This is a genomic window from Mesorhizobium sp. M0808 (genome assembly GCF_040320025.1).
In the GTDB taxonomy this organism is placed as follows: Bacteria; Pseudomonadota; Alphaproteobacteria; order Rhizobiales; family Rhizobiaceae; genus Mesorhizobium.
Window position 1 is genome coordinate 15,436 of record NZ_JAMYOX010000019.1, and the last position, 12,702, is coordinate 28,137.

At 61.9% G+C, this 12,702-nt stretch carries 13 protein-coding genes; 7 read left to right on the plus strand and 6 right to left on the minus strand.

Features of this window, described 5'->3' with window-relative positions; genetic code table 11:
- The first annotated feature begins 244 nt into the window (after positions 1 to 244).
- Positions 245 to 865 carry a DUF1287 domain-containing protein gene (locus NKI25_RS20885; protein WP_352999259.1) on the plus strand — a complete coding sequence of 207 codons (621 nt, stop codon included), beginning with the start codon at positions 245 to 247 and terminating at the stop codon, positions 863 to 865.
- Between the two features lie 12 nt (positions 866 to 877).
- On the opposite strand, the gene NKI25_RS20890 is transcribed toward NKI25_RS20885, so the two are convergent.
- The 5 genes from NKI25_RS20890 to NKI25_RS20910 form a co-directional block, all read right to left on the minus strand.
- Positions 878 to 3,202, minus strand: a complete 2,325-nt coding sequence (locus NKI25_RS20890) for an NADP-dependent malic enzyme (RefSeq protein WP_352999261.1) — start codon at positions 3,200 to 3,202, stop codon at positions 878 to 880.
- A gap of 214 nt (positions 3,203 to 3,416) precedes the next feature.
- Positions 3,417 to 3,725, minus strand: a complete 309-nt coding sequence (locus NKI25_RS20895) for a hypothetical protein (protein ID WP_352568772.1) — start codon at positions 3,723 to 3,725, stop codon at positions 3,417 to 3,419.
- Positions 3,722 to 3,985, minus strand: a complete 264-nt coding sequence (locus NKI25_RS20900) for a hypothetical protein (protein WP_352568771.1) — start codon at positions 3,983 to 3,985, stop codon at positions 3,722 to 3,724. Before NKI25_RS20900 ends, NKI25_RS20895 begins: the two co-directional genes overlap by 4 nt.
- Positions 3,986 to 4,037: 52 nt before the next feature.
- Positions 4,038 to 4,337 (minus strand): hypothetical protein, encoded by a 300-nt coding sequence (locus NKI25_RS20905; RefSeq protein WP_352999263.1) that lies wholly within the window; start codon positions 4,335 to 4,337, stop codon positions 4,038 to 4,040.
- A 163-nt stretch (positions 4,338 to 4,500) separates the two neighbouring features.
- Complete coding sequence (locus tag NKI25_RS20910) at positions 4,501 to 5,280, minus strand: SDR family oxidoreductase (protein WP_352448726.1); 780 nt, start codon at positions 5,278 to 5,280, stop codon at positions 4,501 to 4,503.
- A 120-nt stretch (positions 5,281 to 5,400) separates the two neighbouring features.
- Between NKI25_RS20910 and NKI25_RS20915 the strand changes: the two genes are divergently transcribed.
- The gene (locus NKI25_RS20915; protein WP_352568769.1) at positions 5,401 to 6,222 is read left to right on the plus strand and encodes a UDP-2,3-diacylglucosamine diphosphatase; all 822 of its coding nucleotides are present in this window, start codon (positions 5,401 to 5,403) and stop codon (positions 6,220 to 6,222) included.
- Positions 6,223 to 6,349: 127 nt separating this feature from the next.
- A complete protein-coding gene (locus tag NKI25_RS20920) occupies positions 6,350 to 7,567 on the plus strand; it encodes an MFS transporter (protein ID WP_352540619.1) in 1,218 nt (405 codons plus the stop codon).
- Here NKI25_RS20920 and dgcA read toward each other — a convergent pair.
- Positions 7,538 to 8,521 carry an N-acetyl-D-Glu racemase DgcA gene (dgcA, locus tag NKI25_RS20925; protein ID WP_352999265.1) on the minus strand — a complete coding sequence of 328 codons (984 nt, stop codon included), beginning with the start codon at positions 8,519 to 8,521 and terminating at the stop codon, positions 7,538 to 7,540. The genes NKI25_RS20920 and dgcA overlap by 30 nt on opposite strands.
- A gap of 78 nt (positions 8,522 to 8,599) precedes the next feature.
- On the opposite strand from dgcA, the gene NKI25_RS20930 reads away from it, so the two are divergent.
- From NKI25_RS20930 to NKI25_RS20945, 4 genes are read left to right on the plus strand one after another with little or no spacing between them, the layout of a single operon-like run.
- Complete coding sequence (locus NKI25_RS20930; RefSeq protein WP_352593552.1) at positions 8,600 to 9,784, plus strand: ABC transporter permease; 1,185 nt, start codon at positions 8,600 to 8,602, stop codon at positions 9,782 to 9,784.
- A 1-nt stretch (position 9,785) separates the two neighbouring features.
- Positions 9,786 to 10,604: an ABC transporter ATP-binding protein gene (locus tag NKI25_RS20935; protein WP_352999267.1), complete on the plus strand. Its 819-nt coding sequence runs from the start codon at positions 9,786 to 9,788 to the stop codon at positions 10,602 to 10,604.
- Positions 10,605 to 10,617: 13 nt separating this feature from the next.
- Positions 10,618 to 11,991 (plus strand): MlaD family protein, encoded by a 1,374-nt coding sequence (locus NKI25_RS20940; protein ID WP_023679998.1) that lies wholly within the window; start codon positions 10,618 to 10,620, stop codon positions 11,989 to 11,991.
- A gap of 37 nt (positions 11,992 to 12,028) precedes the next feature.
- On the plus strand, positions 12,029 to 12,682 hold the full coding sequence (locus NKI25_RS20945; RefSeq protein ID WP_352502487.1) for an ABC-type transport auxiliary lipoprotein family protein: 654 nt from the start codon (positions 12,029 to 12,031) through the stop codon (positions 12,680 to 12,682).
- The last annotated feature ends 20 nt before the right edge of the window (positions 12,683 to 12,702 follow it).

The following is a 12,702-nucleotide window of genomic DNA, read 5'->3' on the forward strand; positions in this document are numbered from 1 at the left end:
CCGTTCTGAAAGCTACCGCGCTTGCGGTTAACCGTTTGTTTAGCATACCGCCGATTCCGGCTTCAGCCCAAATGCGCGATGGCTTGCGCCTTGTGCGGGGCTTCGATCACGACGAGTGCTGGCATGTCGACCACGCCACACGACGTATTCGGACAGAGCCAGAACCGCGACATCCTGCTGCTGCACGAAAAAGGCGTATTCGCCCAGAAGAATGCCCGGATCCAGCAATGCCCGGAGGCTTGGCATGACCGCGATTACCCGTCGAGCCGCACTGCAATTTGGTCTTTTGTGCCTGGCGATGCCGGTTGCCATGGCGCAGGAAAAGCCCATCACGCCGGATTGGGGTACCAAATTGGTCGAAGCTGCCCGTGAGCAGATCGGCGTCACCACACTCTACGATCCGACCTATACACGCCTGGCCTATCCGGGCGGGGACGTTGAGCCCGAGCGGGGTGTGTGCACGGATGTCGTGATCCGTGCCTATCGCCGCGCCTTCGATTTCGATCTGCAAGAATTGGTGCATGAGGATATGCGGGCCAATTTTGCCGCCTATCCGAAGGCTTGGGGCCTGAAAGCGCCGGACCGCAACATCGACCACCGCCGTGTGCCCAATCTTGCGGTCTATTTCGAGCGGCGCGGTGCCGCCTTGCCCGTCAGCCAAGACCCCGCCGACTATCGGCCTGGGGATCTTGTCGCCCAGATGCTGCCGGGCAATCTGCCGCATATTGCCATCGTGTCGTCCAATCGCTCCACTGTGGTGCCGACAAGAAGGCTGGTTATTCACAATATCGGCGGCGGCGCCAAAGAAGAGGACACTTTGTTTGCCTTCAGGCAGACAGGACATTTCCGGTTCAGGCCAATCTGAGAAAGCCCGCGGCTACCCCAGATCGACGATGGCTTGCGCCTTGTGCGCGGCTTCCACCACGGCCAGTGCCGTCATGTTGACGACGCCGCGCGACGTGACCGACGGAGTCAATATGTGCGCCGGGCTATCGGTGCCGAGCAGGATCGGGCCGACATGCAGCGCGTCCATCATTGTGCGCAGCGCCGTCAGTGTGATGTTCGCCGAATCGAGATTGGGGAACACCAGCAGATTGGCTTCGCCTTTCAGCCGCGAATGCGGATAGACGCGTTGGCGCAGCTGCTCCGACAATGCCGAGTCGGCATGCATCTCGCCGTCGCATTGCAGGTCTGGCGCGATGCGCGCCAGGATCGCCGCCGCCTGCCGCATCTTCATGGCGCTTGGCGAATCGCGGGAGCCGAAATCAGAATGCGACAGTAGCGCTGCCTTGGGCTCGATGCCGAAACGCTGAATCTCCTCGGCCGCCAGAACGGTCATTTCCGCAATCTCCTCGGCGGTCGGGTCGACCGAGACATGGGTATCGGTGAGAAAGATGATGCCGCGCTGCGAGATCAGCATGGAAAGCGTCGACAGGTCGCGATCCCTAATGCCGGCGCGTGGCCCGATGATCAGCGTGACGTTTCGCAAATGGCGCTCGAAACGGCCTTCGAGGCCGCAGACCATGGCGTCGGCGTCGCCGCGCTTCAGGGCAAGGGCGGCGATCACCGTATTGTCGGTGCGCACCATGGTGCGCGCCGCTTCCGTAGTCACCCCACGCCGGCCGGCAAGCTCGATCAAAAGGTCGACATAGTGGCGGTAACGCGGATCGTCTTCCGGGTTGATCAAGCCGAAATCGTCGCCCGGCTTGATGCGCAGCCCGTAGCGCTTCAGCCGCACCTCGATGACATGCGGGCGGCCGATCAGGATCGGTTCGGCAATGCCTTCCTCGAGCACGACCTGGGCGGCGCGAAGCACGCGCTCGTCCTCGCCGTCGGCATAAATGACGCGTTTGGCGCTCGACATCTTGGCCATCGAGAACACCGGCTTCATGACCAGGCCGGAGCGGAAGACGAAGCGGTTCAGCTTGTCGATATAGGCGGCGAAATCGGTGATCGGCCGGGTCGCGACGCCGGTCTCGCAGGCTGCCTTAGCGACGGCAGGGGCAATGCGCAGGATCAGCCGCGGATCGAAAGGCGAGGGGATCAGGAACTCCGGACCAAAGATCGGCGTCTCGCCGGAATAGGCACGCGCGGCAACGTCGGACGGCTCTTCGCGGGCAAGCGCTGCAATCGCTCGCACAGCAGCCATTTTCATCTCTTCGTTGATGGCGCTTGCGCCGCAATCCAGCGCGCCACGGAAGATATAAGGAAAACAGAGTACGTTGTTGACTTGGTTGGGGAAATCGGAGCGGCCCGTGCAGATCATCGCGTCGGGCCGCGCTGCCTGCGCCGCTTCCGGCATGATCTCGGGATTGGGATTGGCCAGCGCCAGGATGAGCGGCTTGGGCGCCATATGGTGCAGCAATTCCGGCTTCAGCACGCCGGCGGCAGACAGGCCGAGAAACACGTCGGCGCCGGGCAGAACGTCGGCCAGCGTGCGCGCCTCGGTGTCCTTCACATAGGGGTCTTTCCAGCGGTCCATCTCCTCGACACGGCCTTTATGGGCGACGCCGAACCGGTCGGTGACCCAGATGTTTTCGACCCGCGCGCCGAGCGAGACCAGAAGGTTGAGGCACGCAAGCGCCGCAGCGCCGGCGCCTGACGTGACTATCTTGATGTCCGAGATGGACTTGCCGGCGAATTCCAGCCCATTGAGCACAGCGGCGGCGACGATGATGGCGGTGCCGTGCTGGTCGTCATGGAAGACCGGTATGCCCATGCGGGCTTTCAACTGTTCCTCGACTTCGAAGCATTCGGGCGCCTTGATGTCTTCCAGGTTGATGCCGCCGAAGGTTGGTTCCAGCGCCGAGATCGTCTCGACCATGCGCTCGATGCCCGGTGCATCGATCTCGATGTCGAAGACGTCGATGCCGGCGAATTTCTTGAACAGCACCGCCTTGCCCTCCATCACCGGCTTGGAGGCGAGCGGACCGATATTGCCGAGGCCGAGCACCGCCGAACCGTTGGTGACAACGCCGACCAGATTGGCGCGGGCTGTATAGTCGGCAGCGGTTGCCGGATCGTCGCGGATTTCAAGGCAGGGGGCGGCGACACCCGGCGAATAGGCAAGCGCCAGGTCGCGCTGGTTGCCGAGCGGCTTCGTCGCCTGGATTTCAAGCTTTCCGGGACGGGGGTGCTTATGGAAATAGAGCGCTGCTTCGTCGAGGTCGGATCGGGCCGCCTTCTTGCTTTCGCCTGTCATGACGGCCGCCTCCTCAGTTCAGTCCGTTTGGTGTTTTGAGTCTCTTAGCATGCAGCCGAGGCTTTTCGAGAGGTGATATCTCGCAAGCGCGACGCTCTGCCTCGCATTACCCTAACTTTGCGATCTGCTGTGGAAGATGTTTGCGACGAAGTAGTGCTGCGGCGAGCTATGTCGGCGCCGGTTCGAATGATCATTATGTGTGGAGGGCGGTCGCTTAGTTCTCGACGATAAAGGTGCCGTCCGTGTCTTGGTAGACGAACAACTCGACGGCGTCGTGCTTTTGACGGTCGGTCGAGATCGCGACGAAGTCATCCCCTTCCAAGTGAAAGGTAATCTCTTGATCGGTAGATGTGACGCGTTCGATGTGCGAACCGCTTGCTGCGTCACTCATGCGCAGCGACACCTCTGAATAGGCGGTAAGGCCGGTGCCGTCGGAGAAAAGAACAGTAATCCCGTACCCTTCTTCACTTCTTCCAACGGACCGTATCGACTTGCCGATCATTCTTTCTGCGAAGGTTTTCACAGTACTCCTCCCGATCCGTCGTTAGGAGAAACAGGATCAGTCGGTGGCAGGCGAACCTTGGCTTTAGCAATCATCCATTCGACTACTTCGACGGAAACCTCGGGCTGACCTAAGGTAATCGTCATCTTTCCATCAATGTCCGAGAAAAAAATCTCGCCCACTATGTGATTGTCCTGGTCGACGAGCTCCAGGTACATGCCATCCCGTTGAACATCACTGCCAATCGTTGCTTCATAATTCCGCCCGGCCAGTTCAACCATGCCGCCAGTATCTGCGAAAGACGCAAGGCCCGCAATGGATGGAAAGCGGACGCTACAGTCCCGTCGAAAGGCGGCTCTGCAGCGCTTGCTCCTCTTCTCGCGAAAGGGGCGCGCTCTCGTCTGACAGGAAGAACAGAACCTCCAAGAGGCCCTCGTCCGCAAAGTTGAAGTCGTCGCTCATGATCAGCGCATCGGCAACATAGGCGGCGGCTTGGACCGGGAGCGTGCCGTCCGCCAGCCCGTTAACCAGCACGTCCACATGCCGACGGTCAATGATCGTATTTGGCCCCTCAGTGCTGATGACATGCCCCACGGAGCCAGGCTTGGATGCGGCGGTCACGCATTCGGTCACTTCGGCTTCAATCTCCTGCCAAAGCTCGTCCGGTAGTTTGTCGCCGTTGAGGAAGGATACGAGGGACGAGTGTTGCATTGGCGGAGCTTATGCTGATGGCTACAACGTCCGCAATGGGTCGTTTCCCGCCGTTCCCAGCGGATACCAAAGCGTCAGATACCCACTAAAACGCGCTGACATAGAGGCCGCCGTCCACCGGTATGTTCTGTCCGGTCAGATAGCCGGCATGGACCGAGCACAGGAAGGCGCAGATCTGGCCGAATTCCTCCGGCGTGCCGAGTCGCTTGGCCGGAACATTGGCCGCTGCTTGCGCCTTGCGCGCGGCGGCGGCGGCCGGATCTTCGGGCGTGCCGGCCTCGTGCGGGCCGCGCAGCCGGTCGGTATCGAGTTTTCCCGGCAGCATGTTGTTGATCGTCACATTGCGGTCGATCACCGTGCGCGCGACGCCGGCGAGGAACGAAGTGAGGCCGGCGCGGGCGCCGGACGACAGGTCGAGGCCGGGGATAGGCACATAGACCGACAGCGAGGTGATGTTGACGATGCGGCCGAAGCCGCGCGCCGCCATGCCGTCGATCACCGCCTGAACCAGTTCGACTGGGGTCACCATGTTCTGGGTGACGCCTTCGAGGATCTTTTCGCGGTCGAGCGCACGGAAATCGCGAAACGGCGGACCGCCATTGTTGTTGACGAGGATGTCGGGATCGGGGCAGGCGGCAAGCAGCGCCTTCTGGACATCGGGCTTGGATACGTCGCCGACGATTTCGGTCACCTTGACGCCGAATTTCTCGCGCAGTTCAGCGGCAGTTTTGGCCAGCACGTCGGCGTTGCGGCCATTGACCACCAGATCGCAACCTGCCTCTGCCAGTGCCATGGCGCAGCCGCGTCCCAAGCCTTTGCTCGAAGCGCAGACGATGGCCTTCTTGCCGCGAATGCCGAGATCCATGGTGGTTTTCTCCTCTGATTGCCGCGGCAACCTACCCGTATGGCTGGACCAATCGCAACCGTCATACGCTTGTTGCATAAATCGGGGCATAGCCTCACGCGAAAGCAACGGTGACAAATGATGTCCGGCGCAGAGCCCCGCACTTTCCGCAGCATGTTCATCTCCGACGTCCATCTCGGATCGAAGGCGGCGAAGGCCGAGTTCCTGATCGATTTCCTGCGCCATCACGATGCCGATATCATCTATCTCGTCGGCGACATCGTCGACGGCTGGCGCTTGAGACGGAGCTGGCATTGGCCGCAGAGCCACAATGACGTCGTCCAGAAGTTGCTGCGCAAGGCCCGCAAGGGCGCCAGTATCACCTACATCGCCGGAAACCATGACGAGTTCGCACGCCAGTTCCAGGGCGTTCATTTCGGCGGCATTGTCGTCGCCGACCGCGCCATCCATGAGACCGCCGATGGCAAACGCCTTCTTGTCATCCATGGCGACCAGTTCGACACCGTCGTCCATAATGCGCGCTGGCTGGCCTATCTCGGCGACTACGCCTATGACGCGGCGATGCTGGTCAACCGCGTCATCACGCGCCTGCGCCAGGTGCTCGGCCTGCCTTACTGGTCGTTCTCGTCCTGGGCCAAGGTCAAGGTCAAGAAGGCGGTGAATTTCATCGGCTCGTTCCAGACCGTGCTGACCGAGGAGGCGCGCCGCTCGCATGTCGACGGCGTGATCTGCGGGCACATCCACCATGCCGCGATCGAACGCTATGAGGACGTGCAATACATCAACACCGGCGATTGGGTGGAGAGCTGCACGGCGGTGGTCGAGCATTTTGACGGCCGGATGGAGATCCTGCACTGGGCGCATGTCCTGCCGGAGACTCCGGTCGGCAGCGAGGTGCTCGTGCCGATCGACATCAAGGGCAGGGCAGTCCAGGCGGCTTGACCAAATCCGGCCGCATCTCGCTTCAATCGGTTAGTCCAGCGGTTTCATCGACTTTTTCGCCGTGTTAAGCAGCGGCAGGTGTGGCGGGCCGACCCGGCTGAGTGCCGTGCCGACGGATCGCCTGTCAATGTCCTCGCTGCCGCCGCTTTCGCCCGAACAGCTCGTCAAGCCACGCCATTTCGAACTGCGCATGAGCTTGATCTTCTTTACGCTCTTCGTTCCGCTCGGGACGCATGTGCCGTATTTCCCGCTGTGGCTGCAGGCGAAGGGGTTCCATGCCGAACAGATAGCCGTGATCCTGGCCGCGCCGATGTTCCTGCGCGTGGCGACGACGCCTTTTCTTACTGCGCTGGCAGACAAAGCGAGCGACCGCGCCAATGTCTATGTTGCGCTGGTCGCCGCATCGCTGATCCTGTCCGCCGGCTACCTCCTGCCGCCGACCTACGCAACGGTACTTGCCGTGTCGCTGGCCCTGACGGTCGTCTGGACGCCGCATTCGCCGATTGCCGATTCGCTCGCCCTTTCAGGTGTTCGCCGCTTCGGCTCGAATTACGCAAGCATGCGCAAATGGGGCTCGATCTCCTATCTCTGCGCCAATCTCGCCGGCGGTTTCATCCTGTCGGCGAGCGGTGCCCAGGCTGTCCCGGTGATCATCTTCGCGGCGCTGTGTGCCGCGCTAGCCGCCGGACTGATTGCGCCGCGCCTCGGCCGTCCACGCCGCGCCTCGCCGCTTTCGGCCGCCGATATCCAGCAATCGGCACCGAAACTCCTCAACCGGTACTTCCTCTATTTTTCGACAGGCGTCGGCGTCATCACCGCCAGCCACGCATTTCTCTACGGTTTCGTGTCGATCTACTGGAAGTCGATCGGCATCAGCGATTCGGTTGTCGGGCTTCTGTGGGGGTGGGGCGTCGTCGCCGAGATATGCATGTTCGTCGTTTTCACCCGCGCTTTCGCCTCCTTCTCGGTCGTCTCGATCATGCTGATTGCCGGGATTGGCGCGATCGTGCGCTGGTTCGCCTTTCCGCTGATCTGGCCGCTTGGGCTTGGCGTTGGCGGGTTTTTCGCGATCCAGACGCTGCACGCGGTTTCGGTGGCGCTGGTGCTGATCGGCCTGCAAAAGATGATCGGTGAGACGGTCGCGGAAGAACGCACCGGGGCGGCGCAAGGCATCGCCTACTTCTCCAATGGCTTCTTCATGGCGGCGGCGACGCTGATTTCCGGTCCTCTTTACGACCGCTTCGGCGCGAATGGCTTCTTTGCGATGATCCCGATCGCCCTGACGGGCCTGGCTCTGATCGGACTTGCCGCGCGTTCAGCCCCACAGCGCCCGCTCGGGCGGTGACACCAGCGAACCTTGGTAGACGAGACCGGGAACGCGGTCGCGGGCCAGCAGCAGCGGACCGTCGAGATCGACGAAATCGGCATCCTGCGCCAACAGCACGGCCGGCGCCATCGCAAGCGATGTGCCGATCATACAGCCGACCATGACACCAAGACCCAGTTCGCGGGCGCGGTCGCGAAGCACGAGTGCAGCGGTCAGGCCACCCGATTTGTCGAGCTTGATGTTGACGGCGTCGTAAAGGCCGACAAGCGCTTCAAGGTCCTTCGCCTCGTGCACGCTTTCGTCGGCACAGATCGGTACCGGATGCGCGATGTGGCGAAGAATACCGTCATGTCCCGCCGGCAGCGGCTGTTCGATCAAGGCGATACCGTGCTCGGCGGTAAAGGCGAGGTTTGCGACGATATTGTCGTCATTCCAGCCCTCATTGGCGTCGAGAATGATTCGGCTGTCGGGTGCTGCCGCCGTCACTGCACGGATGCGCGCAATGTCGTTGTCGCCGCCGATCTTGACCTTGAGTAGCGGGCGCTGGGCGTTAGCGCGGGCCTGCGCCGCCATCGCCTCCGGCTCGGCGAGCGACAATGTATACGCCGTCTCAAGCGGTCGTAACGGAACGGTTCGTATCGTATGCGCCACCGGTGTTCCGCTGATCTTCGCTTCCAGGTCCCAGAGCGCGCAGTCGATGGCACTGCGTGCCGCGCCGGCAGGCATGGCATCGAGCAGGGCGATGCGGCTGATGCCGCGCGCGATCTCGCTGCGCATCGCCTCGATCGCGTCGCGCACACCCTCCATGGTCTCGCCATAGCGCTTGTAAGGGACGCATTCGCCGCGTCCTGTACGGCCGTTTTCGGTGATGGCGCAGGAAATCACCTCCGCTTCGGTCTTCGAGCCGCGCGAAATGGTAAAGGTCCCGGCTATCGGAAAGCGCTCGGCCTCGACCGAAATGACACGCGCCATATTTTTCTGCTCCAGCTGTGCGACAAGGAGGATATCGGCAAATCGACAGGTCGGCCCCGTCAGGCTAAACAGGACGCCATGTTGACCATCCGCAAACGCGACGCAAGCGGCCCTGCCAAGGAGCCCGACCACCAGCCGCGCATTGCGATCGGCGAGGAGGGCGACGTTCTCGGCTGCGCTTTCTCGGGAACCTGGACGACACGTACCGTTGCCCTGGTCGATGCCGAGATGCGTAAGATCGAGAAGCGCGGCGGCTTCAAGACGCTGGCGCTCGACCTTTCACAAATCGAGAAGATGGACACTGCCGGGGCGTGGCTGATCGACCGCCTGGTCAGCAGCTTCGAAAAGAAGGGCGTCGAGATCACGATGCAGGGGCAAAGCGAGATTGCCTCGATCCTGCTAGGCGCCGTCGGTGATGCGGTCAGACGCGAGCCCGAATCAGGTCCGGCAAAGCCGCCCAACTTCATCATTCGCGGGCTCGAGGCGGTTGGCCGGCGCGTTTATGAGATGCGCGACGATTTCCTGGCCGCAATGAATATCCTCGGCGCCACGATACGCGGCTCGCAGATGAAGCTTGGCCGTGGCCATGCCGTCAACATGGCGGCGATCTTCAACCAGATCGATCGCATGGGTGTCGGCGCCATACCGGTAGTCGTGCTGATGTCGGCCATCGTCGGTGCGATCGTCGCCCAGCAAGGCGCTTATCAGCTCAGCTATTTCGGCGCCGACATCTTCGTCGTCGACCTGGTCGGGGTGCTGATCCTGCGCGAGCTCGGCGTGCTGATGACGGCGATCATGATCGCCGGCCGCTCCGGCAGTGCGATCACCGCCGAGATCGGCTCGATGAAGATGCGCGAGGAGGTCGATGCGCTGAAGGTGATCGGTCTTAATCCAATCGGCGTGCTGGTGTTTCCGCGGCTGGTCGCGCTGGTCGTCGCGCTGCCTTGCCTGACGATCGTCGCCAACTTTGCCGCGTTGGGCGGCGGCATTTTGGCTGCATGGCTCTACTCCGATATTGCACCGGCAGCGTTCATCGACCGGCTGCGTGTCGCAATCGACCTCAGCACCATCTTTGCCGGCCTGATCAAGGCGCCGTTCATGGCCATGATCATCGGCATAATCGCCTCGGTCGAGGGCATGAAGGTTGGCGGCAGCGCCGAATCGCTTGGCCAGCATGTGACCGCCTCAGTGGTGAAGTCGATCTTCGTGGTCATTATCCTCGACGGGCTTTTCGCCATGTTCTATGCAGCGATCGAGTTCTGAGATGGCGCTGCCGGGCACAAACACGACCAAGGTGGCGGCGAAAGCCAAAGAAGACGAGATCGTGCTGTCGGCGCACGACGTCACGGTGTCGTTCGCCGATCAGGTCGTTCTCGACAAATTATCGCTCGATATCTGGCGCGGGGAGATTCTCGGCTTCGTCGGTGCCTCCGGTGCCGGCAAATCTGTTCTCTTGCGCACCATCCTTGGCTTGACGCGCAAGCAATCGGGAACAATCAAACTGTTCGGGGTCGACGTCGAGAGGGCAACCGAAAGGGAGCGCCTTCGCATCGACATGCGGCTTGGCGTGCTGTTCCAGCATGGTGCGCTGTTTTCGGCGCTGACCGTCCTCGAAAACGTCCAGGTGCCGATGCGCGAATATCTCGATTTGCCGAAGAAGCTGATGGACGAACTTGCCATGCTCAAGGTCGAGCTGGTCGGATTGCCGCCGGATGCGGCGCAGAAATTCCCCTCCGAGCTCTCCGGCGGCATGATTAAGCGTGCTGCGCTGGCGCGCGCTCTGGCGCTCGATCCGGATATCGTCTTCCTCGACGAACCGACTTCCGGGCTCGATCCGATCAGCGCGGCTGAGTTCGACGAATTGGTCGTCAAACTGCGCGATACGATGGATTTGACCGTGTATATGGTCACGCACGATCTCGACACGCTGTTTACCGCGTGCGACCGCGTGGCGGTGCTTGGCAACAAGAAAGTGCTGGTCGAGGGCACGACCGACGACATGCTCAGGAGCGAGGAACCCTGGGTAAAATCCTATTTCCGCGGAAAACGCGCCCGGCAACTTGATCTTGCGGCGCGCGCATAGCCATAAGTGAGCAATGGAAACCAGGGCCAACTACGTCATTGTCGGCATTTTCACGCTGGCCGCGATCCTCGCGGCTTTCGCTTTCGTCTATTGGACGGCGGCAATCGGCGAAAAGGGTGAGACGACGGTGCTGCGCGTGCGCATTCCAGGCTCCGCTTCGGGGCTCGGCCGTGGCAGCTTCGTGCTGTTCAATGGCGTCAAAGTCGGCGACGTGCGCCGTGTCTATATCGACGTCGACAATCCGACCGCTGCTATCGCCGACACCGAAATAGACCGGAATACGCCTATCACCAAGTCGACGCAGGCCGATATCGGGCTTGCCGGCCTCACCGGCCAGGCCAACATCGAACTCAAGGGCGCCGACCCCAAAGAGCCAAAACTTCTCGACGAGGCGGAAAAGGAAGGCCGTGTCGCCGAGATCGTTGCCAACCCGTCGGCGGTCACCAATCTGCTACAGACAGCGCAGAACATCTTCACCCGCGCCGACAAGGTCCTTTCGGAGCTCGAAGGCTTCACCAAGGATGTTCGCGGGCCGCTGACGCAGACCGTCAACAATGTCCAGACCTTCTCCGATGCACTGGCCAGGAATGCGGACGGCGTCGACAAGTTCCTGGCCAGCGTCAGCTCGCTGGCGGACGAACTGAAGGGTGTTTCGGGCAAGCTCGACGGCACCCTGAAGGCGGCGGAAGGGCTACTCAACGCCGTCGACAAGGACCAGATCAAGAGCATCGTCGCCAATGTCGACACGGTCACTTCCAACCTCAAGGAAACCAGCAAGCAGTTCGACACGGTCATCAAGAACGTGGACACCGCGGTAGGCTCGATCAACGAGTTCGCCCAGAAGACGCAAGGCACGCTGGCCAAGGTCGACGGCGTTCTCGACGGCATCGATCCGGCTGAGGTTCGCACCGCGCTGGCCAATATCCAGAAGGCCAGCGAAAACGCCAACGAGGCTGCCGCCGACATCGCCAAGGTGACCAACAAGTTCGCCAACCGGGCCGACGACATCGACGAAACCATCAAAGACGCGCACCAGCTCGCAGGACGCCTCAACGATGCCTCGGTGCGAGTCGACGGTATCCTTGCCAAGGTCGACAAACTGCTCGGCTCCGGTCAGGCCGACGGCGTCATGGCCGATGCCAGGGCGACGCTCAAATCGTTCAAGCAGGTCGCCGACACGCTGAACGCCCGCCTCGGCACCATCACCGACAATCTGGCGCGGTTCTCGGGACAGGGGCTGCAAAACGTCGAATCGCTGGTCCAGGACAGCCGTCGTTCGATCAACCGCATCGAAGAGGCGGTGACCGACCTCAGCCGCAATCCACAGCGGATCCTGTCCGGCGGCGAGGGTGAGGTCCGGCAGTTCGACGGCAGGGTGCGCCGTTGACTTCGGCCTGCGCCCACCGCAAGAACATAGCTTGCGGATGCGCGTTGTTTCCACGATCCGGGGGGGATCGCGTTTGAAGTCGATCAGTTCAGGCAGCGTCAGATCGAGTGGGTTCAAGACCGGAGCGGCACTGCTGGCGCTTTCGCTCGCCGGCTGCGCGGCGCTGGGCGGCAAGCCGGCGCCGCTGGATACGTTTGAGCTTTCGGCGCCGTCGCTGGAAGCGCGTGCCCACAGCCGTCGCCAGATACTCATCGCTCAGCCATCGGCGCTCAAGGCGCTGGACAGCCAGAACATCGTCATTAAGCCATCGCCGCGATCGATCCAGTATCTCAAGGGCGCGCAATGGGCCGACCGGCTGCCGATGATCGTACAGGCGCGGCTGGCAGAGACGTTCCAGCGCTCGGGCAGCTTCACCGGCGTCGGCAAGCCAGGCGAGGGGCTGGCGATCGACTATCAGGTGATCGTCGAGATCCGCTCGTTCGAGGTGCGTGTCGACGGTGGCGAACATGCCGAGGTCGAGCTGTTCGTGCGCCTGTTGAACGATCGCAACGGTGAAGTGCGCGCTTCGAAGACGTTTAGCGCAATCGCGCCCGTTTCGGGCAATGGCAACCAGGCCTATGTCGGCGCGCTCGATGCCGCGTTCGGCGATGCGGCAGGGCAAATCGTCCGCTGGACGGACACCGTGATCTGACACAGCCGGAACTGCCGGCA

Bases quoted from the DNA above. Each gene is read 5' to 3' on its own strand.
- NKI25_RS20885 (WP_352999259.1), top strand. From the start codon at position 245: ATGACCGCGATTACCCGTCGAGCCGCACTGCAATTTGGTCTTTTGTGC.
- NKI25_RS20890 (WP_352999261.1), bottom strand. From the start codon at position 3,202: ATGACAGGCGAAAGCAAGAAGGCGGCCCGATCCGACCTCGACGAAGCA.
- NKI25_RS20900 (WP_352568771.1), bottom strand. From the start codon at position 3,985: ATGGTTGAACTGGCCGGGCGGAATTATGAAGCAACGATTGGCAGTGAT.
- NKI25_RS20910 (WP_352448726.1), bottom strand. From the start codon at position 5,280: ATGGATCTCGGCATTCGCGGCAAGAAGGCCATCGTCTGCGCTTCGAGC.
- NKI25_RS20915 (WP_352568769.1), top strand. From the start codon at position 5,401: ATGTCCGGCGCAGAGCCCCGCACTTTCCGCAGCATGTTCATCTCCGAC.
- NKI25_RS20920 (WP_352540619.1), top strand. From the start codon at position 6,350: ATGTCCTCGCTGCCGCCGCTTTCGCCCGAACAGCTCGTCAAGCCACGC.
- dgcA (WP_352999265.1), bottom strand. From the start codon at position 8,521: ATGGCGCGTGTCATTTCGGTCGAGGCCGAGCGCTTTCCGATAGCCGGG.
- NKI25_RS20930 (WP_352593552.1), top strand. From the start codon at position 8,600: ATGTTGACCATCCGCAAACGCGACGCAAGCGGCCCTGCCAAGGAGCCC.
- NKI25_RS20935 (WP_352999267.1), top strand. From the start codon at position 9,786: ATGGCGCTGCCGGGCACAAACACGACCAAGGTGGCGGCGAAAGCCAAA.
- NKI25_RS20940 (WP_023679998.1), top strand. From the start codon at position 10,618: ATGGAAACCAGGGCCAACTACGTCATTGTCGGCATTTTCACGCTGGCC.
- NKI25_RS20945 (WP_352502487.1), top strand. From the start codon at position 12,029: ATGCGCGTTGTTTCCACGATCCGGGGGGGATCGCGTTTGAAGTCGATC.